We start from the raw sequence: 22,545 nt of genomic DNA, 5'->3' as shown, positions 1-22,545 counted from the left end.
CGAGGGTGGTGCCCGGCCAGGATGGGCGCATGGCTTTCTCCCATCGCATGGTGACGCTCGCCGCGGTCGTCGCCATCCCGCTCGGCATCGCCGCGACCAGTTACACGCTGACCGATACGCCCGAGACGACCAAGGTGCCGCCCCGGGTCGAGCTGGACGCCACTCCTCGGCCGGCCGGGAGCGCCACGCCGGGCCCGGGACGGACGCCCACCGCGGGGCCGTCACCGGCCGGCACCCCGGCCCGGACCCCGGCCGTGACCTCGGGGGCGAGCCCATGGGCGACCCCGGGCGGCAGCCCCACCGGCTCGCCGGCCCGGCCGGCCACGCCCACCGACGCCGTCGTACCGGTTCCGCCGGTCACCGGCGACGACGACGATGACGACCGCGGTGACGACATCGGTGACGAGAACTGACCGCCGGGTATCCGCCCGCGTACGGATCCTGCTCTGGCTACTGCTGGTGATGGCCGTCGCGCTGGCCGCGGTCGCGATGACCACCCGCTCGATCCTCCTGCGGGACGTGGACCACCGGATCAGCCAGCTGCTCACGCAGGAGACCCGCGAGTTCGCCAACTTCGTCGACCAGGGCGTGGACCCCGACACCGGCGCCCGGTTCACCGAGCCGCGCCGGCTGCTCCAGGTGTTCCTGCAACGCCAGTACTCCGACCCCGACGAGGAGTTGCTCGGCCTCACCCGGGGCACCGGCCCCGCCCCCGACGTGCTGCGGCAGCCGCGCGACATCGCGGAGGGCGTCGCCCTGCACCGGGACCGGGACACGCTCGCCCGGATCTTCTCCTCCGGCGAGCGCTCCGGCACCATCGACCGCCCGCAGGGCGAGGTGCGGTGGGCCAAGGTGCCGATCGACCCCGCGGGCCGGGCCGCGCCGGGCGCCTTCGTCGTGGCGTTCCACGCCGACCACGAGCAGGCCATCGCCGCGGAGGCGTTCCGCACCCAGCTCGCCATCTCGGGCGTCGCCCTGCTGATGACGACCGGCATCGGCTGGGCCGTCGCCGGCCGCATCCTCGCCCCGGTACGCGTGGTGCGCCGGGCGGCCGCGCAGCTCACCGAGCAGGATCTGACACGCCGCATCCCGGTGCAGGGCCGCGACGACATCGCGCTGCTGGCCGAGACGTTCAACGGCATGCTGGACCGGCTGGAGCGGGCGTTCGCGGCCCAGCGCCAGTTCGTGGACGACGCCGGGCACGAGCTGCGCACCCCCATCACGATCGTGCGCGGCCATCTGGAGCTGATGGGCGACGACCCCGTGGAGCAGGCCGAGACGGTCCGGCTGGTCACCGACGAACTGGACCGGATGAGCCGGATCGTGGAGGACCTGCTGCTGCTCGCCAAGGCCGAGCGCCCCGACTTCGTCACCCCCGAGCCGGTCCAGCTCGCCGAGCTGACGGCCGACGTGTTCGTGAAGGCGCGGGCGCTGGGCGAGCGCGAGTGGGTCCTGGACGGCGTCGCCGACCGCGAGGCCGAGCTCGACCCGCAGCGCATCACCCAGGCGATGGTCCAACTCGCGCAGAACGCCGTCCAGCACACCGTCCCCGGCCAGCGCATAAGAATCGGCTCGCGCCAACTGGACGGCCGCGTCGAGCTGTACGTCGCCGACAGCGGGCCCGGTGTGCAGCCCCAGGACATCCCCGTGATCTTCGAGCGGTTCCGGCGCGGCACGGCGCGGCGCTCCACGCTCACCAGCGGCGGCGCCGGGCTCGGTCTTTCCATCGTGCGGGCCATCGCCGAGGGCCACCCGGGCGGCCGCGTCGAGCTGCGCCCCACCGAGGGCGGGGGCGCCACCTTCGTCCTCGTACTCGCACTGGAGGAAGACGAGTGAACCGGATTCTGATCGCCGAGGACGAGGAGCGGATCGCCTCCTTCGTGGAGAAGGGACTGCGCGCCAACGGCTTCACCACCACCGTCGCCGCCGACGGCGACACCGCCCTCGACTACGCCGTCACCGGCGGCTTCGACCTGGTGGTGCTGGACATCGGCCTGCCGGGACGCGACGGCTTCACCGTGCTGCGCGAGCTGCGCGAGGCCCGGGTGACGCTCCCCGTCATCGTCCTGACCGCCCGCGACTCGGTACGGGACACGGTCGCGGGCCTGGAGGGCGGGGCGGACGACTGGATGACCAAGCCGTTCCGGTTCGAGGAGCTGCTCGCGCGGGTACGGCTGCGGCTGCGCACCGCCGCCCGCGCGCCCGAGGTGACGGTGCTGCGCAGCGGTGACCTCAGCCTGGACCTGCGCACCCGCCGGGCCCGTGCCGAGAACCGGACCGTCGACCTGACGGCCCGTGAGTTCGTCCTGCTGGAGCTGTTCCTGCGCCACCCCGGGCAGGTCCTGTCGCGGGAGCAGATCCTGTCGCACGTGTGGGGGTACGACTTCGACCCCGGCTCGAACATCGTGGACGTCTACGTACGCAATCTGCGCAAGAAGCTGGGCGCGCGGCGGCTGGAGACGGTACGCGGCATGGGCTACCGCATGCCGTAGAACAGCCCTTGGATGAACTTTCCTTAATAAAGCGCTCATTGAGGACTCACGGCGCACACCAAGACTTGACACCGTGACCCTCTCCCTCAGCCGCCCGGTGTGGCTGGGCGGCGCGCTCGGCGTCTGCGCGCTGCTGGCCATGCCGGACCGGTTCCCCGGCCTCGGCGGTGAGGCGCGCCTGACCCTCGCCGTCTTCGTCCTCGCCACCGTCGCCTGGATCGCCACCCCCGTCGACGACACCTACATCGCGCTGGGCGCGGGTCTCGCCCTCACCACGACCGGGGTGATCAGCAGCGAGACGCTGTTCGCCACCCTCGGCGACGAGACGATCTGGCTGCTGATCTGCGCGTTCGTCCTGGCGGCCGCCGTCACCCGGACGGGGCTCGCGGGGCGGGCGGCGGCGTTCCTGGTCAGTGGCGCCCGTACGGTACGCCAGCTGGTCCACCTCACCACCGCCGCACTGGTCGTCACCTCGTTCGCCGTCCCGGCCACCTCCGGGCGCGCCGCCCTCGCGCTTCCGGTGTTCCTGGCGCTCGCCAAGGTGCTGGCGGACCGGCGGCGGCTGGTGGTGATGCTGGCCCTGCTGTTCCCGACCGTCGTGCTGCTGTCGGCCGTCGCCACGCTGATCGGCGCGGGCGCGCACCTGATCACCGTCAACGTGCTGTGGGAACAGACCGGGCAGCGGCTGGGGTTCGTGCAATGGCTGCTGCTGGGGCTGCCGCTCGCGGTCGTCACCTCCCATCTGGCCGCCGAGGCGGTGCTGCTGACGACCACCTCGCGGGCGGACCGCCGCGGTCCCGTGCACATCACCCCGGCCGAGATCGGGGCGCACTCCCCCACCCCCGTCACCGGTCCGCTGTCCACCGCCGAGGCCCGCTGCGCGCTGCTGCTGGCGACGGTGGTGGTGCTGTGGTGCAGCGAGCCGCTGCACCGGGTCTCACCCGCGGTCGTCGCGCTGATCGGCGCGGTGGTGGCGGCGTCGCCGGCGCTCGGCACCGTACGGCTGAAGGACGGGCTGAGGACGGTGCCCTGGCCGCTGCTGCTGTTCATGGCCGCGACGATGGCCATGGGCGTGGCGCTGGCGGACTCGGGCGCGGCGGAGTGGCTGGTGGGCGGGGTGCCGGTGGACGTGCCGCCGTGGCTGTTCCTCACGGTCGTCGTGGGGGTGAGTACGGCGGCCCACCTCGTCCTCCAGTCGCGTTCCGCCCGCTCGTCGGTGCTCGTGCCGCTGGTGGTGGTGGCGGCGTCGGCCGCCGGGGTGAACCCGGTCGCCGCCGCGCTCGCCTCCACCGCCGCGGCCGGGTTCTGCCACACCCTTCCCGCGTCGGCCAAGCCGGTCGCGCTGTTCGCCGACGTGCCGGACGGCGTGCCGACGTACACCTCGCGCGACCTGCTGCGGCTGTCGGCCGTGCTGGCCCCGCTCACGGCCGGCCTGGTCCTGCTGTTCGCCCTGACCGTCTGGCCGCTGCTCGGCGTGCCCGTCCTCCTGGAGACCCAGCCGTGAACCTTCCGTACCGCATCGCCGTCGCGCCCAGCGGCTTCAAGGAGTCCCTGTCGGCGCGGCAGGCCGCCGAGTCCATCGCGGCAGGGGTGCTGCGGGTCCTGCCGGACGCCGAGGTGGACCTCATCCCGCTGGTCGACGGCGGTGAGGGTACGGCCGAGGCGCTGGCCGCCGCGACGGGCGGGCGGCTCGTGCCGTGCACCGCGACGGGCCCGCTCGGCTCGCCCGTGGACAGCCACTTCGCGGTGCTGGGCGACGGCTCGGCCGTGGTGGAGATGGCCGCCGTCGCGGGGCTCGCGCTGGTGCCACCGGGCCGCCGCGACCCGGGGGCCACCACGACGTACGGCGTCGGCGAACTGCTCCGGGCCGCCCTGGACTCGGGCGCCCGTCGCGTCCTCGTCGGCTGCGGCGACTCCGGTACGTCGGACGGGGGCGCCGGCGCGCTCCAGGCGCTGGGCGTCCGGCTCCTGGACGCGGACGGGCGTGAACTGCCGCACGGAGGCGCGGCTTTGCGGCGGCTCGCCGCCATCGACGCGGGCGGGCTCGACCCGCGACTGGCGGGCGCCGAGCTGCTGGTGGCGTGCAACCCGTACAACGTGCTGTGCGGCGAGCGCGGCGTGGCCCGGGTCTTCGGCCCCCAGAAGGGCGCGACGCCCGCGCGGGTGGAGGAGCTGTCGGTGGCGCTGGAGCGCTGGGCGGCCGCCCTGACCGAGGCGTTCGCGCCCGGTGCCGACCTGCGCACGGCGCCCGGCACCGGGGCGTCGGGCGGGCTGGGCGCGGGGCTCGCGGCGGTGGGCGCCCGGCTGTCGCCGCGCTTCGACGTGCTGCTGGACGGGCTGGACCTCGACGCACGGCTCGCCCGCGCCGACCTGGTGATCACGGGCGAGGGCGCCCTGGACGCCCAGACCGCGCGCGGCAAGATCCCGGGCGAGGTGGCGCGCCGCGCCCGGGAGGCGGGCGTTCCGGTGCTCGCGCTGGCGGGGACCCTGGGGGGCGGCGCCGAGGCGGCGGGCCTGGACGCCTACGAGTCGATCGCCCCCGGCCCCGTACCGCGGTCACACGCCCTGGAACACGCCGCCGAACTCCTCGCGGACGCCGCCGAGCGGGCCCTGCGCACGATCCTGCTGGGCACCCGCCTCGTCAGCCGCGGTCGGGCACACAACGCCCGTCCTCCGTACGGTAGTTCCACTTCGCCCCGTCCCGTACGAGCTCCTTCACGGCTCGAACGAACCGCTCGACGTGCTCGTCCGGCGTCCCCGCCCCGAAGCTGACCCGGATGGCGTTGAGCGCGGTGGTCCCGCCGTCCGGCGCGCCGCACTCGCCGACGTCCTCGCGCTCGCCGCCCAGCAGGGTGCGTACCAGCGGGTGGGCGCAGAACAGGCCGTCACGGACACCGATCCCGTACTCGGCGGAGAGCGCGGCCGCGAAGTGGGAGCTGTTCCAGCCCCTGACGACGAAGGAGATGACGCCGACCCGGGGGGCGTCGTCGCCGAACAGCGACAGCACCTTCACCTCGGGCACCTCGGCGAGCCCCTCGCGGACCTTGCCGATCAGGTACCGCTCGCGCGCCACCAGGCCGTCGAACCCGGCCTCGGTGAGCGCCTTGCAGGCGGAGGCGATGGCGTACACGCCGATGACGTTCGGCGAACCGGCCTCGTGCCGGGCGGCGGTGGTGTGCCACTCCACGTCCACCCCGCCGTCCGCCCGCCGTGCGACCGTGCGGGACGCGCCGCCGCCGGCCAGGTACGGCTCGGCCTCCCGCAGCCAGTCGGCGCGGCCCGCGAGGACGCCCGAGCCGAACGGCGCGTACAGCTTGTGGCCCGAGAACGCCACCCAGTCGACGTCCAGGTCCCGCACGGAGACCGGGTGGTGCGGGGCGAGCTGCGCCGCGTCCAGCACGATGCGCGCCCCGTGCGCGTGGGCGGCGGCGGCCAGCTCGCGCACCGGCCACAGCTCACCGGTCACGTTGGAGGCGCCGGTGACGCAGACGAGGGCGGGGCCGTGGGGGTCGCGGTCGGCGAGGGCCCGCTCCAGCGTCTCGACCGCCTGACCCGGCGTACGGGGCGCGTTGAGGTAGGTGACCCGCGCGTCCCTCCAGGGCAGCAGCGAGGCGTGGTGCTCGGTCTCGAAGACGAAGACCTGGCAGCCGGCCGGGAGGGCGGCGGCAAGGAGGTTCAGCGAGTCGGTGGTCGACCGGGTGAACACCACCTGGTCGCCCTCGCGGCAGTCCAGGAACTCCGCCACCGCCACGCGGCTGCTCTCGAACAGGTCGGTCGACAGCTGCGACAGGTACCCGGCCCCGCGGTGCACGCTGCCGTAGTACGGCGCGTACGCGGCCACGTCGTCCCACACCCGCTGGAGCGCGGGCGCGCTCGCGGCGTAGTCGAGCGCGGCGTAGGTGACCTCGCCACCGGTGACCAGCGGCACGGTGACATCCCGCCCGAGAACGGGCAGAGGCGAAGAAACGGACTGGTCGGCGGCAACACTGGAAACGGACATGGCGAACTCCCGTACAGGGCAGGCGAATTCTGCGCGTCACGCATCACGGTGCGGCGCCGCAGAGAGGAAAAGGAGGTGCGGAGAAGGGGCGATACGCCCTATCGCATTCGCTTGCTCACGAGACTGCTCCCTTGAGGACCAGGACCCCAGGGCTGTGACATTCACCGATGTCCAGGGGTCCGCGCTTGCCACAGACTTCGCCGCCTGCGGCCTGGTCTTCACCCGGGGCACCCCGCCACGGACGGAGGGTTGCCGGACAGCGGGCCGGGGCCGTAGTCGCTGTCACTCATGACCTGCCGAGAAGCTATGCCACTGATCGCCCCCGCGCAACTCGTGTCCGGATGACGGGACACGCGAAGGGGCCCGGCCGCGGCCGGACCCCTCCCACGAGCCACACGCCTCACGCGTTGCTGGCCGCGACCCACCGCTCCAGCGCCGCCCGCGCCGCGCCCGAGTCGATCGACTCGGTCGCCTTCGCGATGCCCGCCCGGATCTGCTCGGTCAGCGGCTCGGCGGAGGGCTCCAGCGCGACCAGCGCCGCCGCCGCGTTGAGCAGCACCGCGTCCCGTACGGGCCCGGTCTCGCCGGCCAGCAGCCGGCGGGCCACATCCGCGTTGTACGAGGCGTCCGCGCCGCGCAGCGCCTCGACCGGCACCAGCGCGATGCCCACGTCGCGCGGGTCGAACGCCTCCTCGCGCACCGCGCCGTCCCGCACCACCCACACCGTCGAGGTGGCCGTGGTGGTCAGCTCGTCCAGCCCGTCGTCGCCGCGGAAGACCAGCGCCGACGAGCCCCGCTCGGCGAGCACCCCGGCCAGGATGGGCGCCATCCGGGCGTCGGCGACGCCGGTCGCCTGGGCCTTGACGCGGGCGGGGTTGGTCAGCGGGCCGAGGAAGTTGAACGTGGTGCGGATGCCGAGCTCTTTGCGGGCCGCGGCGACATGGCGCAGCGCCGGGTGGAACTTGACCGCGAAGCAGAAGGTGATGCCCGCCTCCTGCGCGACCTCCGCCACCCGCCGCGGCGTCAGCTCCAGGTTGACGCCGAGCTTCTCCAGCACGTCGGACGCGCCGGAGGCGGAGGACGCCGCCCGGTTGCCGTGCTTGACCACCTTGGCACCCGTACCGGCCACGACGATCGCCGACATGGTGGAGATGTTGACGGTTTTGGCGCCGTCACCGCCCGTACCGACGATGTCCACGGACGGGCCGGGCACCTCGATCAGGTTGGCGTGCGCGTACATGGTGCGGACGAGGCCGGAGATCTCCTCCACGGTCTCCCCCTTGGCCCGCAGCGCGACCGCGAACCCGGCGATCTGCGCGTCGGTCGCCTCGCCGCGCATGATGCGGTCCATCGCCCAGGCCGTGTCGTCGGCGCTCTGGTCGCGGCCCTCCAGCAGCCCGTTCAGCACCTCGGGCCAGGAACGACCCGCCGGGCTCGGTCCTCCAGCGGGTTGCACAGCGCTCATGGTCGCTCCTGGTGTCCGTACCTACACAGTCGACCACAGCCTATCGAGCGCCGGACACGGCAAAGAGCCCCGTCCGGTGAGTGGACGGGGCTCGATGCGGTGTGGCGACCTTCAGGTCAGGCGGACCAGGCGATCAGTGGTGGCCGTGGCCGCTGGTGATCTCCTGGTACTCCTCGACGGTGGGCTTGGGGATCTGGTTGCCCTCGCCGTAGTAGCCCTTGCTCAGCTTGGCGCGGAGCTTCTGCATGCGCGTGGGCTTGCGCTCGACGCCGTTCTCGTCGACCGTCGGGCCGATCTCGGCCGGCGTGTACTGCTCGTGCGCGGTGAGCGAGTAACGCTGAGCCTGGCTGAGCGGCTCGTGGATCTCGACGAACTCGCCGTGCGGCAGGCGCTTGATGATGCCGGACTCGCGTCCGTGCAGCACCTTGTCGCGGTCGCGCCGCTGGAGGCCCAGGCAGATCCGCTTGGTGACGATGAACGCGATGACCGGTCCGGCGAAGAAGGCGATCCGGACGAACCAGGTGATGGCGTTGATCGACAGGTGGAAGTGGGTGGCGAAGATGTCGTTGCCACCACCGACCAGCATGATCATGTAGGCGGTGACCCAGGCGACACCGAGGGCCGTGCGGGTCGGCGCGTTGCGCGGCCGGTCCAGGATGTGGTGCTCGCGCTTGTCACCGGTGATCCACGCCTCGATGAACGGGTAGAGCGCGATCGCGGCGAGCATCAGACCGAACACCACCAGCGGGATGAACACGCCCAGGACGAGCGTGTGGCCCCACAGGTTGATCTCCCAGCCCGGCATCACGCGGACGAGACCCTCGGCGAAGCCCATGTACCAGTCGGGCTGGGCGCCGGTGGACACCTGGTCCGGACGGTACGGACCCATGGTCCAGATCGGGTTGATGGTGAACATGCCGGAGATGACCGCGATGACACCGAAGACCAGGAAGAAGAAGCCTCCGGCCTTGGCCATGTAGACCGGCAGCAGCGGCATGCCCACGACGTTGTTGTTCGTCCGGCCGGGGCCGGGGAACTGCGTGTGCTTGTGGTAGAAGACCAGGATCAGGTGCGCCACCACGAGGCCGAGCATGATGCCCGGCAGCAGCAGGATGTGGATCGAGTAGAACCGGGCCACCATGTCGTGGCCGGGGAACTCCCCGCCGAACAGGAACATCGAGATGTACGTGCCGACGATCGGCATGGACAGGATCGCGCCCTGCGTGAAGCGGACACCGGTGCCGGAGAGCAGGTCGTCCGGGAGCGAGTAACCGGTGAAGCCGGTGAACATGCCCAGGACGAGCAGCAGGAAGCCGAAGAGCCAGTTGACCTCGCGCGGCTTGCGGAACGCGCCGGTGAAGAAGACGCGCATCATGTGCACGAACATGCCGGCGAGGAAGATCACCGCGGCCCAGTGGTGGATCTGCCGGATGAGCAGACCACCGCGGACGTCGAAGCTGATGTCGAGCGTCGAGGCGTACGCCTCGGTCATGCGGATGCCCTGCATCGGCACGTACGAACCGTGGTACTCGATCTCGTTCATGCTCGGGTGGAAGAACAGCGTCAGGTACACACCCGTGAGGATGATGATGATGAAGCTGTAGAGGCAGATCTCACCCAGCATGAAGGACCAGTGGTCCGGGAAGATCTTCCGCATGTTGGCCTTGGCCAACCCGTAGATCCCCAGCCGGCCGTCGGCCCAGTCGGCCACCCGCTCGCCGGCGGGCGCCTTGCGCTTGCTGTCTGATGCGGTCGTGGTGCTCATCCGCGCTCCCAGAATGCAGGGCCGACGGGCTCGGGGAAGTCGCCGAGCGCCTCGAGGAAGCCCTCGTCATTCACGCCGATCCGCAGCTGCGGAAGGGCGTGGCCGGCCGGGCCGAAGATGACGCGGGCGCCGTCGGAGAGGTCGAAGGTGGACTGGTGGCACGGGCAGAGGACGTGGTGGGTCTGCTGCTCGTACAGGGAGATCGGGCAGCCCACGTGGGTGCAGATCTTGGAGAAGGCCACGATGCCGTCGTGCGACCACTCCAGCTCGCGCTTGTCCTTGATGTCCTCCGGCAGGATCCGGACGATCATCAGGGCGGCCTTGGCGATCTCGGTGTTGAACTCGTGGTCGTCCTCCTCCAGGCCCTCGGGCTTGGCGAAGGTGAGCGAGCCGACGACGATGTCCTCGGGGCGCAGCGGCTCGTTCGTGTTCATGTTGATGAGCTGCTTGCCCCTGGACCACGCGGTGTGGAACAGCTTCTTCTCGGGCAGCGGGCCCAGCTCACGCAGCAGCACCACACCGGAGAGCGGCACCATGGCCAGCGCGCCGAACATGGTGTTGCGGATCAGCTTGCGCCGGCCGAGCGCCGACTCGCGCGCACCGTCCGCGAAGTCGGCCATGACCTTGGCCTTGACCTCGGGCGTGGCCTCGATCGGGTGCCGGTCGTCGGCCATCTCGTGGTCGGACATCAGGGTGCGGGCCCAGTGGACCGCGCCCGCGCCGATGCAGAAGAGCGCGAGGCCCAGCGTCAGGCCGAGCGACAGGTTCGTCGCGCTGACGTGGCCCAGCGGCCAGACGTAGACGATCTGGTCGACCGGGAAGATCACGAACGAGGCGATGAAGGCGACGGTGGCCAGCATCGACGTCGTGAACAGCAGGGCGACCGTGCGCTCGGACCGCTTGGCGGCCCGCTCGTCGATGTCCTGGATGCGCGGCTTGTGGGGTGGCAGCCCCGGGTCGGCGAACGGGTTCTCGGCTACCGCCGTGCCGTGCGCGGTGTCCTGCTCGCTCGGCAGGCTCTCCTTGGAAATCTCTTGGCTACTCATGACTTCTTGGCCTTAGCGGTGTGGGCCGCGACCCAGACGGCGACGGCGATCAGCGAACCCAGACCGAAGATCCACCCGAACAGACCCTCGCTGACGGGGCCGACGCCGCCCAGCGCGAAGCCGCCGGGGGTCGCGGTCCTGTCGTCGTTCACTGTCCGGATGTACGCGATGATGTCCTTCTTTTCCTTCTCCGGCATGATCGTGTCGGGGAAGGAGGGCATGTTCTGCGGGCCGGTCTGCATGGCCTCGTAGATGTGCTTCGGGCTCACGTCTGTCAGCGGCGGGGCGTACTTGCCGTGCGTCAGGGCACCGCCCGCGCCCGTGAAGTTGTGGCACTGGGCGCAGTTGGTGCGGAACAGGTCGCCACCACGGGCGATGTCCGCGCCTTGCGGGCTGTACTGCTTCTCGGTCGGCGTGATGGGACCGGGGCCGAGGGAGGCTACGTACGCGGCGAGCTGGTCGATCTCGGCCTGCGAGTAGATGTTCCTCTTCTCCGGCACCTGGGCGCCGGGCTGCTGCGCCGGCATACGGCCGGTGCCGACCTGGAAGTCCACGGCTGCGGAGCCGACGCCGACGAGGCTCGGGCCGTCAGTGGTTCCCTGACCGCCGGTTCCGTGGCAGCTGGCGCAGCCGACGGTGTAGAGCTTCTTGCCCTCCTCGATGGCGAGGGACTGGGCGGTTTCGTCGGCCTGCGCCTTGCCCGCGGGCGCGAACGCGGCGTACAGCCCCCCAGTGGCCGCCAGCGCGAGGAGTAGGACGACGACCGCCGCCAGCGGATGGCGTCGTCGTGCGGAGAGCTTTTTCACGGATTACCCCGGTGTCAGGATCTTCTGCGTCGGTGCTTGCTGGATGTCTCGGGCGTCCGGCCCGATTACTTGATCATGTAGATCGTGGCGAAGAGGCCGATCCAGACGACATCGACGAAGTGCCAGTAGTAGGACACGACGATGGCGGCGGTTGCCTGCTCGTGAGTGAATCTCCGGGCCGCGTAGGTACGGCCGAGGACCAGCAGGAAGGCGATGAGACCGCCCGTCACGTGCAGGCCGTGGAAACCGGTCGTCAGGTAGAACACGGAGCCGTACGGGTCGGACGAGAGCGAGAGGCCCTCGTGCTTGACCAGCTCGGTGTACTCGAAGACCTGGCCTCCGATGAAGATCGCACCCATCACGAACGTGATGATGAACCACGCCCGGAGCTTCTTCACATCGCCCCGCTCGGCGGCGAACACGCCGAGCTGGCAGGTGAGCGAGGAGAGCACCAGGATCGTGGTGTTGGTCGCCGAGAACGGGAAGTTCAGCGCATCGGCTTTCTCTGCCCAGAACTCGGCACCCGTTACCGATCGCAGGGTGAAGTACATCGCGAAGAGGGCCGCGAAGAACATCAGCTCGGAACTCAGCCAGATGATGGTTCCGACGCTGGTGAGGTTCGGCCGATTGACCGACGGGTGCGCGTGCCCGGTTTCTACTGTCGTTGCTGTCGCCACGACCGACATTATGTCGGTCGCTTATCCCGCCCTCACTCCGGGGGGTGCCGTTCGGTGTGTTGGTACGGTCCGACCGGCCCTGACGGCCCGGCGGAACGGCCGTCGAAGGGATGTCCGAACCGGTGTTGACACGGTGGGGGACGGAGTAGCATCCGGCCCATCGGTTCCTGCCCATGCCGCCGACGTACTCGGAGGAACAATGCAGTCGAGCGCCACCGTCCTGGTCTACAGCGACGACGCCAACACCCGCGCGCAGGTGCGGCTGGCGGCCGGGCGCAGGCCCGCGGCCGACGTTCCCCCGGTCGAGTACATCGAGTGCGCGACGCTGCCGGCCGTCCTGAAGGCCCTGGACGAGGGCGGCGTCGACGTCTGCGTCCTGGACGGCGAGGCGGCTCCGGCGGGCGGCATGGGGGTCTGCCGGCAGATCAAGGACGAGATCTTCCGCTGCCCGCCCGTGCTGCTGCTGATCGGCCGCCCGCAGGACGCCTGGCTGGCCACCTGGAGCCGCGCGGACGCCGCGGTGACCCTCCCGGTCGACCCGGTCGAGCTCGCGGACACCCTGGCCGCCCTGCTGCGCTCCCGCCTCGCCGTGGAGGCGTGACACCTCTTCCGGGCTCGGTTCGCCTCACAGGCCCGGCTGGAGCCGGAGGTGGTGGGTGCGGGGGGCGTCGGCGAGGGCGGCGCTGCCGGCTTGCCACTTGTGCCAGGGCAGGTTCCAGTCGCCGAAGCCGTTGCCGAAGTGGTCCATCTCCTTGCCGTCACTGTTGATGACGGTGACGAGGTCGCCGGGGCGGACCGTCTGGTAGAACCAGGCGGCGTTGCTGGTGGACATGCCGGTGCAGCCGTGGCTGACGTTGGCGGACCCGTGTGAGCCGGCCGACCACGGCGCGGCGTGGACGTATTCACCGCTCCAGGTGACCCGGGTGGCGTAGTAGACGGGCAGGTCGTAGGACTCGCTGCTGCCCGCGGCGATGCCGACGGTGGTGCTGCGCATCCGTACGTAGTACTCCTTGCCGAGCACCACCTTGATGCCGTTACGGGTGGAAAAGCCCGGCTTTCCGGTGGTCACCGGAATGGTGTTGATCACCTTTCCGTTGCGCTTGACCGTCATCTGGTGGCTCGCCGCGTCGGTGATGGCCTCGACGCGGTCGCCGATGCTGAGGTTCAGGGGCTTCACCGGGCCGCCGTAGAGGTCGCCCGCGACCCTGACGCCCGCCAGGTTGCCCGTGACGGTGATGGACGCGCCGACGGGCCAGAACTCCTTCGGGCGATAGTGCAGCTTCTTGTCGTCCACCCAGTGCCAGGCGCCCGCGACCGCCGGGACGGAGCGGACCTTGAGGGAGCGCTCGACCGCGGCCTTGCCCGCCTTGGTGGTGACCGGGGCGCTGAGTTCCGCCGTGATGGGCTGCCCGACGCCGTACTTGCCCGCCTGCGGGCCGAATGCGACCTTCAGGAGCTTCTTGGCGGGCGCCGTCTCGAATGTCAGCGTACGGGCGCCGGGCGAGCCCTCGCGGTCCTCCGTGGCGACCCGGACGGTGTAGCGCGTACCGGCCACGAGCGGGGCCGTGGACCGCCAGCGGCTGCCGTCGGCGGACAGCTCGCCCGCCAGGTAGTGGCCGGCCGTGTCGACGGCCGTGACGTCCGTGATGCGGCCGTCCTTGCCCCGGGCGGTGACTTCGAGCGGCTTGTCCAGTGGCGCCTTGACGCTGCCGGACGGCGTGTTGAACGCGACCTGACGGGCCGCGTCGTACGGCCTCGCGGAGAGGGGATGGCCGTCCGGACCACCGCACGCGGTCGCGGTCGCGGCGGTGACGGCGACCAGCAGGGTGCAACTGAGGACAGTGCGCAGGCGTGGCGTGTGGCTCATAAGCACACGGTAGGAATGCCTGTCGACCCCGGCACGCCGGATGACTCCAAACGAGTGGGCCCGGCAGCCTCCGTACGGAGGTTGCCGGGCCCTTTGCCCGAAGGCTTCGCGGAGCTTCGCGGAGCGCCGCGGACCTACTGGTTCTGGTTCTCGCCGCGGTAGTACTCGAAGACCCAGCCGAAGAGGCCGATCAGGATCATCGGCAGGGAGAAGTACAGCAGCCACCAGCCCAGCGCGATGGCCAGGAAGGCGAAGGCGCCACCGACCGCCAGCGAGAGCGGCTGCCAGCTGTGCGGCGAGAAGAAGCCGACCTCACCGGCCTCGTCCGCGACGTCGGCCTCCTTGTTGTCCTGCGCCATGGCGTCCACTCGCCGGGCCGTGAAGGCCAGGTAGTAGCCGATCATGATCGACAGTCCGAAGGCCAGGAACAGCGCCGTCGTACCGGCCGGCTCCTTCGACCACAGGCCGTAGACGATGGCCATGGCCAGGATGAAGACGCTCAGCCAGATGAACATCTTGCCTTGGATCTTCACTTGCCGACCTCCTTGCCGCCGAACAGCGCGGTGTCCTTCTGCCCGTGGTTCTCCAGCAGGCCGACAGCGGCGATCTCAGGGTGATGCAGGTCGAAGGCCGGGGATTCGGAGCGAATGCGCGGCAGCGTGAGGAAGTTGTGCCGCGGCGGCGGGCAGGACGTCGCCCACTCCAGCGAACGGCCGTAGCCCCACGGGTCGTCGACCTCGACCCTCTTGCCGTACCTGGCGGTCTTCCAGACGTTGTAGAAGAACGGCAGGATCGACAGACCCAGCAGGAACGACGCGATGGTGGAGATGGTGTTCAGCAGGGTGAAGCCGTCGGCGGCGAGGTAGTCCGCGTAACGCCGCGGCATGCCCTCGGCACCGAGCCAGTGCTGCACCAGGAACGTGCCGTGGAAGCCGATGAACAGCGTCCAGAACGTGATCTTGCCCAGGCGCTCGTCCAGCATCTTGCCGGTGAACTTCGGCCACCAGAAGTGGAATCCGGCGAACATCGCGAACACCACGGTGCCGAAGACGACGTAGTGGAAGTGCGCGACGACGAAGTACGAGTCGGAGACGTGGAAGTCCATCGGGGGCGAGGCCAGGATGACGCCGGTCAGACCACCGAAGGTGAAGGTGACCAGGAAGCCGATCGTCCAGAGCATCGGGGTCTCGAAGGACAGTGAGCCCTTCCACATGGTGCCGATCCAGTTGAAGAACTTCACACCGGTCGGTACCGCGATCAGGAAGGTCATGAACGAGAAGAACGGCAGCAGCACACCGCCGGTGACGTACATGTGGTGCGCCCACACCGTCACGGACAGGCCCGCGATCGCGATCGTCGCGGCGATCAGGCCGATGTAGCCGAACATCGGCTTGCGGCTGAAGACCGGGATGATCTCCGAGACGATGCCGAAGAACGGCAGGGCGATGATGTAGACCTCGGGGTGACCGAAGAACCAGAAGAGGTGCTGCCACAGCAGGGCGCCACCATTGGCGGCGTCGAAGATGTGGGACCCGAACTTGCGGTCCGCCTCCAGCGCGAAGAGCGCCGCGGCCAGCACCGGGAAGGCGAGCAGGACCAGCACACCGGTCAGCAGCACGTTCCAGGTGAAGATCGGCATCCGGAACATCGTCATGCCGGGCGCGCGCATGCAGATGATCGTGGTGATGAAGTTGACCGAGCCGAGGATCGTACCGAAGCCGGAGAAGGCCAGACCCATGATCCACATGTCGGCGCCGACACCCGGCGAGCGGACCGCGTCCGACAGCGGGGCGTAGGCGAACCAGCCGAAGTCGGCCGCACCCTGCGGGGTGAGGAAGCCGGCCACCGCGATGAGCGAGCCGAACAGGTACAGCCAGTAGGCGAACATGTTCAGCCGCGGGAACGCCACGTCGGGCGCGCCGATCTGCAGCGGCATGATCCAGTTCGCGAATCCGGCGAACAGCGGCGTCGCGAACATCAGCAGCATGATCGTGCCGTGCATCGTGAACGCCTGGTTGAACTGCTCGTTCGACATGATCTGCGTACCCGGACGGGCGAGCTCGGCGCGCATGAAGAGCGCCAGCAGACCGCCGATGCAGAAGAAGGCGAACGACGTGACCAGGTAAAGCGTGCCGATCGTCTTGTGGTCGGTGGTGGTCAGCCACTTCACGACGACGCCGCCGGGGTGCTTGGGCCGTACGGGCAGCTCGTTCTCGTACGGCTCACGCGAGCCGTCGGCTGCCGCGGCGGCACCCTGAGGTTCGTTGAGGATGCTCACAGTTGGTTGCTCTCCGAGTTCCTGGCCGAGTCGGTCATCTCAATGCCCGCCGGGATGTAACCCGTCTGCCCCTTCTCGGCCAGCTCCTTCAGGTGCTGCTGGTAGCGCTCCGGGGAGACGACCTTGACGTTGAAGAGCATCCGGGAGTGGTCGACGCCGCAGAGCTCGGCGCACTTGCCCCTGAAGGTGCCCTCCTTCGTCGCGGTCACCTCGAAGACGTTGACGTTGTGACCGGGGAAGACGTCCTGCTTGAACAGGAAGGGGAGCACCCAGAACGAGTGGATGACGTCACGGGAGGTCAGGATGAACCGGACCTTCTCACCCTTCGGCAGCCACAGGGTCGGACCCGGGTTGCCGTTCTGCGGGTTCCGCGTGCCGGGGATGCCGTAGTCGTAGACGCCCTCGGCTCCCGCCGGGAATTCCTTCTGGAGCCGGTCGGGAATGACGGCCAGTTCCGCGGCGGGCTTGGTGCCCGTCTCGGCCCTGCCGTCGACGTTCTCGATGTAGTTGAAGCCCCAGCTCCACTGGTAGCCGACCACGCTGATGGTGTGGGCCGGCTTCTTGGAGATCTGAAGGAGCTTCGACTCATCACGCGCGGTGAAGTAGAAGAGAACCGAGACGATGATGAGCGGGGTCACCGTGTACAGCGCCTCGATGGGCATGTTGTACCGGGTCTGCGGAGGGACCTCCACCTTGGTGCGGCTGCGCCGGTGGAAGATGACCGCCCACAGGATCAGGCCCCAGACCAGCACGCCCGTGGCGAGCGCAGCCGCCCACGAGCCCTGCCAGAGGGAGAGGATCGTCGGAGCCTCCTCCGTCACCGGGGTGGGCATACCAAGACGGGGGAAATCCTCCCAGTTGTACGAGCAACCGGAGGCGGTAGCCAGGATCAGGCCCGCAGTCAGCACCTGCGGCAGCTTCCGCCGCATCGGGCGCCGCGACGTGGGGGTACCACCCGCGCCTTGGCTGCGGGGGAGGTCGGAGCCGTTGGGACTCACGTAGCGCCTTCCCGAGAGTCTCGCCCGCGCGGTCGGCTGCGGCCGTCACGCTGGTCGGTCGCCGGCCCTGACGCGGGCAGGGGTTTGGATGTTTATGCGGACCAAACCCTACTGGACGCCATTTGGGGTCGCGCGGGGAGGGTGCCCAACGCGCCGCGCGCCACTCTTTTTGGGGGCTCGGTTCGCCTCCGGGGCGCCTGTAGGGGCTGTCGACGGTCGATCTCCCCCTACGCCCTTCGGGCGTGGGAGGTGCCCCCGCTCGGGTCGCTCGTACCTCGCGACCCTCCGCGCGTTCTCCCTTTCGACAGCCCCGCGCCCCTTCACCTCACTCGCCACAGGTGCCTGGAGGGCAGCCGGGGTCACCGGAGGGGGACGCACAGGGAAGAAGCCTGGAGTTAGCGTGGCTGTGTGCCCTACTTCGATGCCGCTTCCTCCGCGCCCCTCCACCCCGTCGCCCGGCAGGCCCTGCTCGCCGCGCTCGACGAGGGGTGGGCCGATCCCGGCCGGCTCTACCGGGAGGGGCGGCGGGCGCGGCTGCTGCTGGACGCGGCGCGGGAGGCGGCGGCGGAGGCGGTGGGGTGCCGTCCCGACGAGCTGGTGTTCACCCCATCGGGGACGCGGGCCGTGCACACCGGTGTTGCCGGGGCCCTCGCCGGGCGCCGGCGGGCGGGGCGGCGGCTGGTCGTGTCGGCGGTGGAGCACTCGTCCGTGCTGCACGCGGCGGCCGCGCACGAGGCGGACGGCGGGACGGTGACCGAGGTGCCGGTCGACCGGGCCGGGCGGGTCGCGCCGGAGGCGTACGCCGCCGCGCTGCGGGACGACACCGCGCTCGCCTGCCTCCAGTCGGCCAACCACGAGGTGGGCACCGAGCAGCCGGTGGCCGAGGTGGCGGCGGCGTGCCGGGAGGCGGGGGTGCCGCTGCTGGTGGACGCCGCGCAGTCGCTGGCGTGGGGGCCGGTGGCGGGCGACTGGTCGCTGGTCACGGCGAGCGCCCACAAGTGGGGCGGCCCGGCGGGGGTCGGGCTGCTCGCCGTACGGAAGGGTGTGCGCTTCGCCCCCCAAGGCCCGGCCGACGAGCGGGAGTCGGGGCGGGCGGGCGGGTTCGAGAACATCCCGGCGATCGTCGCGGCGGCGGCCTCGCTGCGGGCGGTGCGCGCGGAGGCGGCGGCGGAGGCGGGGCGGCTGCGGGAGTTGGTGGAGCGGATCCGGGTGCGGGTGCCGGAGCTGGTGCCGGATGTGGAGGTGGCCGGCGATCCGGTGCGCCGGCTGCCCCATCTCGTGACCTTCTCGTGTCTCTATGTCGACGGGGAGGCGTTGCTGCACGAGCTGGACCGGGAGGGTTTTTCCGTTTCGTCCGGTTCATCGTGTACGAGTTCGACTCTGACGCCCAGCCATGTGCTGCGGGCGATGGGCGTGCTGTCGGAGGGCAACGTCCGGGTGTCGCTGCCGCCGGGTACGGCGGAGGCGGATGTGGACCGGTTCCTCCAGGTGCTGCCGGGCGCGGTGGCCGGGGTACGGGAGCGGCTGGGCGCGCCCGCCCCGGCGGCGGCCGGCGGGGGTGAGGCGTCGCTCGTCGTGGACGCGGTCGGCAGGCGGTGCCCGATCCCGGTGATCGAGCTGGCGAAGGTGTTCGGTGACGTACCGCTCGGCGGCACCGTCACGGTCCTCGCCGACGACGAGGCGGCCCGCCTCGACATCCCGGCGTGGTGCCAGATGCGCGGCCAGGAGTACGTGGGCGAGCGGCCGGCGGACCGCGGCACGGCGTACCTGGTCCGCCGGACGTCCTGATCAGGCCAGGTAGCCCTGGACCTCGGCGGCGGCCTCATGGCCGTACGCCTTGGTGAAGCGGTCCATGAAGTGGGCCCGGCGCAGGGTGTACTCCTGGGTGCCGAGCGTCTCGATGACCAGCGTGGCGAGCATGCAGCCGACCTGGGCGGCGCGCTCCAGCCCGGCGCCCCAGGACAGGCCGGACAGGAAGCCGGCGCGGAAGGCGTCGCCGACGCCGGTCGGGTCGACCTTGGCCTCCTCCTCGGGGCAGCCGACCTCGATGGGCGGCTCGCCGACGCTCTCGATGCGGACGCCCCGCGAGCCGAGGGTGGTGACGCGGTGGCCGACCTTGGCGAGGATCTCGTCGTCGGTCCAGCCGGTCTTGGACTCGATGAGCCCCTTCTCGTACTCGTTGGAGAAGAGGTACGTCGCGCCCTCCAGGAGCGTGCGGATCTCATCGCCGTCCATACGGGCGATCTGCTGCGAGAAGTCGGCGGCGAACGGGATGGCCCGGGCCCGGCACTCCTCCGTGTGGCGGAGCATCGCCTCGGGGTCGTCCGCGCCGATCAGGACCAGGTCCAGACCGCCGACGCGGTCGGCGACCGACTTGAGCTCGATGAGGCGGGCCTCGCTCATGGCGCCGGTGTAGAAGGAGCCGATCTGGTTGTGGTCGGCGTCCGTGGTGCAGACGAAGCGCGCGGTGTGCAGCACCTCGGAGATCCGTACGGAGCCGGTGTCGACGCCGTGCCGGTCGAGCCAGGCGCGGTACTCGTCGAAGTCGTAGCCGGCCGCGCCGACGAGGATCGGGTTGGTGCCCAGCTGCCCCATGCCGAAGCAGATGTTGGCCGCCACCCCTCCCCTGCGTACGTCGAGGTTGTCGACCAGGAAGGAGAGGGAGACCGTGTGCAGCTGATCGGCGACCAGCTGGTCGGCGAATCGGCCGGGGAAGGTCATGAGGTGGTCGGTGGCGATGGAGCCGGTGACTGCGATACGCACGGCTGGGCGCTCCTGCGGGAAGGTGGAGTTGACAGTTCACGCTACCGGGTCCGCGGGCGTCCGACATGCGGAAACTACCCGATAGTAGGTCTTTTTCCGTCGGCTTCCGCGTGCGTACGGTGCGGTCATGCCCAAGTACAGCGCTCCACATGAGCAGCGAGAGTCCGAGATCAGCCTGGCCGAGCTGCGCGGGGACGGCGCGCGCATGGCGCCGCACTGGGTGGTGGCGGAGAAGGCCGCGCCCGCTCCCGTGTCCCCGTCCCTCATCCACGGCGTGGTCGTCCCGCCCGCCTCGGCGCGGCTGATCGACGCCACACCCGAGTACGGCGCCTGAGGCACGGGGGAACCGCGCGCTCCCCGGCTCCGTCCCACCGGTGTCTCCCGTAAGGGACCACGGCGTACGAAGGAGCATGCGGTGAGCAGTACGGAGCCGACACAGGACAGCCCCCGCCGGAGGCGTTCGCCGCTCGCCGTCGCCTCGGTGGCGGCGGCGGTGCTGCTGGCCGGGGGTGGCGGTGCGTACCTCGCCACGGTCGGGGCGGACGGGGAGGAGCGGCGCGGCGGTGCGCCCGCGGCGGGTGGTACGCCCGCGGCGGGTGGTACGCCGCCGCCGCTGGTCCTGGACGGCCGCACCGGTACCGGGCCCGGGGTCGCGCCGGGTGAGCCCGATCCGCACGGGGTGGTCTACCGGGCGGCGGGGAAGCTGCCCGAGGGCCCGGAGTCGGCGCCCGTGTACCGGCCGCAGGGCACGGTCGGCGCGGCCGAGGTGGCCCGGCTGGCCAAGGCGCTGGGCGTCCAGGGCACGCCCCGGGTGATCGGTACGGTGTGGAAGGTGGGCCCGGACAAGGACGGTTCGGGCGCGACGCTGCACGTCGAACGGCAGGCACCGGGCGTGTGGACGTTCGGGACGGCCCCCTCCGGGGACAACTGCCTGAAGGGCAAGGAGTGCCCGTCCGGCGGGGGCGCGCCGGGCGGCGGCGGGCAGCCGGTGAGCGAGGAGGCCGCGAAGAAGGCGGCGGCTGCGGTGCTGGAGGCGGTGGGCCAGCGGGACTCGGCGGTGGACGCCACGCAGCTGATGGGCGCGGTACGGGTGGTCAACGCCGACCCGGTGGTGGGCGGGCTGCCCACCTACGGCTGGTCGACCGGCATCCAGGTGGACGCGGACGGGCGCCTGGCCGGGGGCAGTGGGCGGCTGAAGGCGCCGGTGAAGGGCGACGACTATCCGGTGATCGGCGCGGCCGAGGCGCTGAAGCGGCTGAACACGCCGTCCGGTGGCAGGGTCGGCATCGGCGGCTGCGCGACACCCGCGCCCGTGGACGAGAAGAGCCCGTCCCTGCCGTGCGCCCCGGAGGGGAACACCGCGGCGCCGGAGACGGTGACGGTCTCCAAGGCGGTCTTCGGGCTGGCGGCGCACCAGTCGGCGGGGCGCCCGGCGCTCGTACCGTCGTGGCTGTTCGAGGCGGTGCCGAAGGGCGACGCGCGGCCGTTCACGATCACGTACCCGGCCGTGGCGCCGGAGCACCTGGCGCCCGCCCCCACGCCGACCCCGCCCGCCCCCGAACCGGGCGACGACGAGCCCCGGCGGATCGAGTCGTACCGGGTCGACGGGCGGATCCTGACGGCGCACTTCTGGGGCGGGGTGTGCAGCAAGTACGCCCTGAGGGCGGAGGAGAGCGCCACGCGGGTGAAGCTGACGGTGGTCGAGACGCCGATCGAGCCGGGCCGGATGTGCGTCCTGATCGCCAAGGACCTGACCGGCACGGTCACCCTGGAGAAGCCGGTGGGCGAGCGTCAGATCGTGGACGCGGCGAGCGGCGAACGTATCCCGCGCAGGTGACAAAGGCGGCGGCCCCGGACATCCCGGGCCGCCGCCTCTTCACCCACCAGCCTCTTAGCTGAAGGAGTCGCCGCAGGCGCAGGAGCCGGTGGCGTTCGGGTTGTCGATGGTGAAGCCCTGCTTCTCGATCGTGTCGACGAAGTCGATGGAGGCGCCGCCCAGGTACGGGGCGCTCATGCGGTCGGTGACGACCTTGACGCCGTTGAAGTCCTTCACGACGTCACCGTCGAGCGAACGCTCGTCGAAGAAGAGCTGGTAACGCAGGCCGGAGCAGCCACCGGGCTGAACGGCGACGCGCAGTGCGAGGTCGTCGCGGCCTTCCTGGTCGAGCAGGGCCTTGACCTTGGCCGCGGCGGCGTCCGACAGAAGGATGCCGTCGCTGACAGTGGTCTTCTCGTCCGATACGGACATCTGCTTCTCTCCCGGGTTGTACGGAGACTGCTTGCCGACGGTTGCAACCGGCGGGGCCGCGGATTCATTCCGGGCCGAGGCTTGTGTCTTTCCCTTTCATGCTCGCACACCGGCCTCCGGTACAAGCACCGCTGCGCGGA

Annotated in this window: 20 protein-coding genes, 1 pseudogene and 1 riboswitch; of the genes and pseudogenes, 9 read left to right on the top strand and 12 right to left on the bottom strand. The window is 70.9% G+C overall.

Features of this window, described 5'->3' with window-relative positions:
• Positions 1 to 29 precede the first annotated feature (29 nt).
• From QWM81_RS15785 to QWM81_RS15765, 5 genes and pseudogenes are all read left to right on the top strand, one after another.
• Entirely contained in the window at positions 30 to 413 is a 384-nt protein-coding gene (locus QWM81_RS15785) for a small hydrophilic protein (RefSeq protein WP_290112614.1), read from the top strand.
• The gene (locus QWM81_RS15780) at positions 376 to 1,836 is read left to right on the top strand and encodes a sensor histidine kinase (RefSeq protein ID WP_290112613.1); all 1,461 of its coding nucleotides are present in this window, start codon (positions 376 to 378) and stop codon (positions 1,834 to 1,836) included. Before QWM81_RS15785 ends, QWM81_RS15780 begins: the two co-directional genes overlap by 38 nt.
• A complete protein-coding gene (locus QWM81_RS15775) occupies positions 1,833 to 2,492 on the top strand; it encodes a response regulator transcription factor (protein ID WP_290112612.1) in 660 nt (219 codons plus the stop codon). The genes QWM81_RS15780 and QWM81_RS15775 overlap by 4 nt, the downstream gene beginning before the upstream one ends.
• 139 nt (positions 2,493 to 2,631) lie before the next feature.
• Entirely contained in the window at positions 2,632 to 3,996 is a 1,365-nt protein-coding gene (locus tag QWM81_RS15770; RefSeq protein ID WP_290112663.1) for an SLC13 family permease, read from the top strand.
• Positions 3,951 to 5,173: pseudogene (locus QWM81_RS15765) on the top strand (glycerate kinase family protein); the annotation flags it as partial. The gene QWM81_RS15770 and the pseudogene QWM81_RS15765, both read left to right, overlap by 46 nt.
• Here QWM81_RS15765 and QWM81_RS15760 read toward each other — a convergent pair.
• The 6 genes from QWM81_RS15760 to ctaE form a co-directional block, all read right to left on the bottom strand.
• The gene (locus QWM81_RS15760; protein ID WP_353938307.1) at positions 5,134 to 6,492 is read right to left on the bottom strand and encodes an aminotransferase class V-fold PLP-dependent enzyme; all 1,359 of its coding nucleotides are present in this window, start codon (positions 6,490 to 6,492) and stop codon (positions 5,134 to 5,136) included. The pseudogene QWM81_RS15765 and the gene QWM81_RS15760 sit on opposite strands and share 40 nt — an antisense overlap.
• A 176-nt stretch (positions 6,493 to 6,668) precedes the next feature.
• A riboswitch (SAM riboswitch) is annotated at positions 6,669 to 6,786 on the bottom strand.
• A 106-nt stretch (positions 6,787 to 6,892) separates the two neighbouring features.
• A complete protein-coding gene (trpD, locus tag QWM81_RS15755) occupies positions 6,893 to 7,957 on the bottom strand; it encodes an anthranilate phosphoribosyltransferase (protein WP_290112610.1) in 1,065 nt (354 codons plus the stop codon).
• Positions 7,958 to 8,090: 133 nt separating this feature from the next.
• Positions 8,091 to 9,722: a cytochrome bc1 complex cytochrome b subunit gene (qcrB, locus tag QWM81_RS15750; protein ID WP_290112609.1), complete on the bottom strand. Its 1,632-nt coding sequence runs from the start codon at positions 9,720 to 9,722 to the stop codon at positions 8,091 to 8,093.
• Entirely contained in the window at positions 9,719 to 10,768 is a 1,050-nt protein-coding gene (gene qcrA, locus QWM81_RS15745) for a cytochrome bc1 complex Rieske iron-sulfur subunit (protein ID WP_290112608.1), read from the bottom strand. Before qcrA ends, qcrB begins: the two co-directional genes overlap by 4 nt.
• Entirely contained in the window at positions 10,765 to 11,574 is an 810-nt protein-coding gene (gene qcrC, locus QWM81_RS15740) for a cytochrome bc1 complex diheme cytochrome c subunit (protein WP_290112607.1), read from the bottom strand. The genes qcrA and qcrC overlap by 4 nt, the downstream gene beginning before the upstream one ends.
• 65 nt (positions 11,575 to 11,639) lie before the next feature.
• Complete coding sequence (ctaE, locus tag QWM81_RS15735; protein ID WP_290112606.1) at positions 11,640 to 12,260, bottom strand: aa3-type cytochrome oxidase subunit III; 621 nt, start codon at positions 12,258 to 12,260, stop codon at positions 11,640 to 11,642.
• 190 nt (positions 12,261 to 12,450) lie between these two features.
• Here ctaE and QWM81_RS15730 point away from each other — a divergent pair, with 190 nt between their 5' ends.
• Complete coding sequence (locus tag QWM81_RS15730) at positions 12,451 to 12,852, top strand: DNA-binding transcriptional response regulator (RefSeq protein WP_290112605.1); 402 nt, start codon at positions 12,451 to 12,453, stop codon at positions 12,850 to 12,852.
• Between the two features lie 24 nt (positions 12,853 to 12,876).
• On the opposite strand, the gene QWM81_RS15725 is transcribed toward QWM81_RS15730, so the two are convergent.
• The 4 genes from QWM81_RS15725 to ctaC all read right to left on the bottom strand — a co-directional run bounded on the left by QWM81_RS15725 (position 12,877) and on the right by ctaC (position 17,394).
• Entirely contained in the window at positions 12,877 to 14,118 is a 1,242-nt protein-coding gene (locus QWM81_RS15725) for a L,D-transpeptidase (RefSeq protein WP_290112604.1), read from the bottom strand.
• Positions 14,119 to 14,252: 134 nt separating this feature from the next.
• Complete coding sequence (locus QWM81_RS15720; protein ID WP_290112603.1) at positions 14,253 to 14,651, bottom strand: cytochrome c oxidase subunit 4; 399 nt, start codon at positions 14,649 to 14,651, stop codon at positions 14,253 to 14,255.
• A complete protein-coding gene (gene ctaD / locus QWM81_RS15715; protein WP_290112602.1) occupies positions 14,648 to 16,396 on the bottom strand; it encodes an aa3-type cytochrome oxidase subunit I in 1,749 nt (582 codons plus the stop codon). The genes QWM81_RS15720 and ctaD overlap by 4 nt, the downstream gene beginning before the upstream one ends.
• Positions 16,393 to 17,394, bottom strand: coding sequence for an aa3-type cytochrome oxidase subunit II (gene ctaC / locus QWM81_RS15710; RefSeq protein WP_435372375.1), 1,002 nt, complete (start codon positions 17,392 to 17,394; stop codon positions 16,393 to 16,395). The genes ctaD and ctaC overlap by 4 nt, the downstream gene beginning before the upstream one ends.
• Before the next feature lie 408 nt (positions 17,395 to 17,802).
• On the opposite strand from ctaC, the gene QWM81_RS15705 reads away from it, so the two are divergent.
• Entirely contained in the window at positions 17,803 to 19,182 is a 1,380-nt protein-coding gene (locus QWM81_RS15705; protein ID WP_290112599.1) for a cysteine desulfurase/sulfurtransferase TusA family protein, read from the top strand.
• Here QWM81_RS15705 and QWM81_RS15700 read toward each other — a convergent pair whose 3' ends face one another.
• Complete coding sequence (locus QWM81_RS15700; protein WP_290112598.1) at positions 19,183 to 20,157, bottom strand: carbohydrate kinase family protein; 975 nt, start codon at positions 20,155 to 20,157, stop codon at positions 19,183 to 19,185.
• 127 nt (positions 20,158 to 20,284) lie between these two features.
• Here QWM81_RS15700 and QWM81_RS15695 point away from each other — a divergent pair, with 127 nt between their 5' ends.
• Both QWM81_RS15695 and QWM81_RS15690 read left to right on the top strand, forming a co-directional pair.
• Positions 20,285 to 20,491: a hypothetical protein gene (locus QWM81_RS15695; protein ID WP_290112597.1), complete on the top strand. Its 207-nt coding sequence runs from the start codon at positions 20,285 to 20,287 to the stop codon at positions 20,489 to 20,491.
• Positions 20,492 to 20,572: 81 nt separating this feature from the next.
• On the top strand, positions 20,573 to 21,994 hold the full coding sequence (locus QWM81_RS15690; RefSeq protein WP_290112596.1) for a hypothetical protein: 1,422 nt from the start codon (positions 20,573 to 20,575) through the stop codon (positions 21,992 to 21,994).
• Between the two features lie 54 nt (positions 21,995 to 22,048).
• On the opposite strand, the gene erpA is transcribed toward QWM81_RS15690, so the two are convergent.
• The gene (gene erpA / locus QWM81_RS15685) at positions 22,049 to 22,405 is read right to left on the bottom strand and encodes an iron-sulfur cluster insertion protein ErpA (protein ID WP_064071056.1); all 357 of its coding nucleotides are present in this window, start codon (positions 22,403 to 22,405) and stop codon (positions 22,049 to 22,051) included.
• Between the last annotated feature and the right edge of the window lie 140 nt (positions 22,406 to 22,545).

This window comes from Streptomyces ficellus (assembly GCF_030406405.1).
Lineage (GTDB): Bacteria > Actinomycetota > Actinomycetes > Streptomycetales > Streptomycetaceae > Streptomyces > Streptomyces ficellus_B.
Note: the sequence above shows the minus strand (reverse complement) of the source record. Positions and strands in the feature narration are given on the sequence as shown.

Coding starts and splice junctions, on each gene's coding strand:
- QWM81_RS15785 (WP_290112614.1), top strand. CDS start 30: ATGGCTTTCTCCCATCGCATGGTGACGCTCGCCGCGGTCGTCGCCATC.
- QWM81_RS15725 (WP_290112604.1), bottom strand. CDS start 14,118: ATGAGCCACACGCCACGCCTGCGCACTGTCCTCAGTTGCACCCTGCTG.
- ctaE (WP_290112606.1), bottom strand. CDS start 12,260: ATGTCGGTCGTGGCGACAGCAACGACAGTAGAAACCGGGCACGCGCAC.
- qcrA (WP_290112608.1), bottom strand. CDS start 10,768: ATGAGTAGCCAAGAGATTTCCAAGGAGAGCCTGCCGAGCGAGCAGGAC.
- QWM81_RS15760 (WP_353938307.1), bottom strand. CDS start 6,492: ATGTCCGTTTCCAGTGTTGCCGCCGACCAGTCCGTTTCTTCGCCTCTG.
- QWM81_RS15695 (WP_290112597.1), top strand. CDS start 20,285: ATGCCCAAGTACAGCGCTCCACATGAGCAGCGAGAGTCCGAGATCAGC.
- trpD (WP_290112610.1), bottom strand. CDS start 7,957: ATGAGCGCTGTGCAACCCGCTGGAGGACCGAGCCCGGCGGGTCGTTCC.
- erpA (WP_064071056.1), bottom strand. CDS start 22,405: ATGTCCGTATCGGACGAGAAGACCACTGTCAGCGACGGCATCCTTCTG.
- QWM81_RS15780 (WP_290112613.1), top strand. CDS start 376: ATGACGACCGCGGTGACGACATCGGTGACGAGAACTGACCGCCGGGTA.
- QWM81_RS15770 (WP_290112663.1), top strand. CDS start 2,632: ATGCCGGACCGGTTCCCCGGCCTCGGCGGTGAGGCGCGCCTGACCCTC.
- QWM81_RS15730 (WP_290112605.1), top strand. CDS start 12,451: ATGCAGTCGAGCGCCACCGTCCTGGTCTACAGCGACGACGCCAACACC.
- qcrB (WP_290112609.1), bottom strand. CDS start 9,722: ATGAGCACCACGACCGCATCAGACAGCAAGCGCAAGGCGCCCGCCGGC.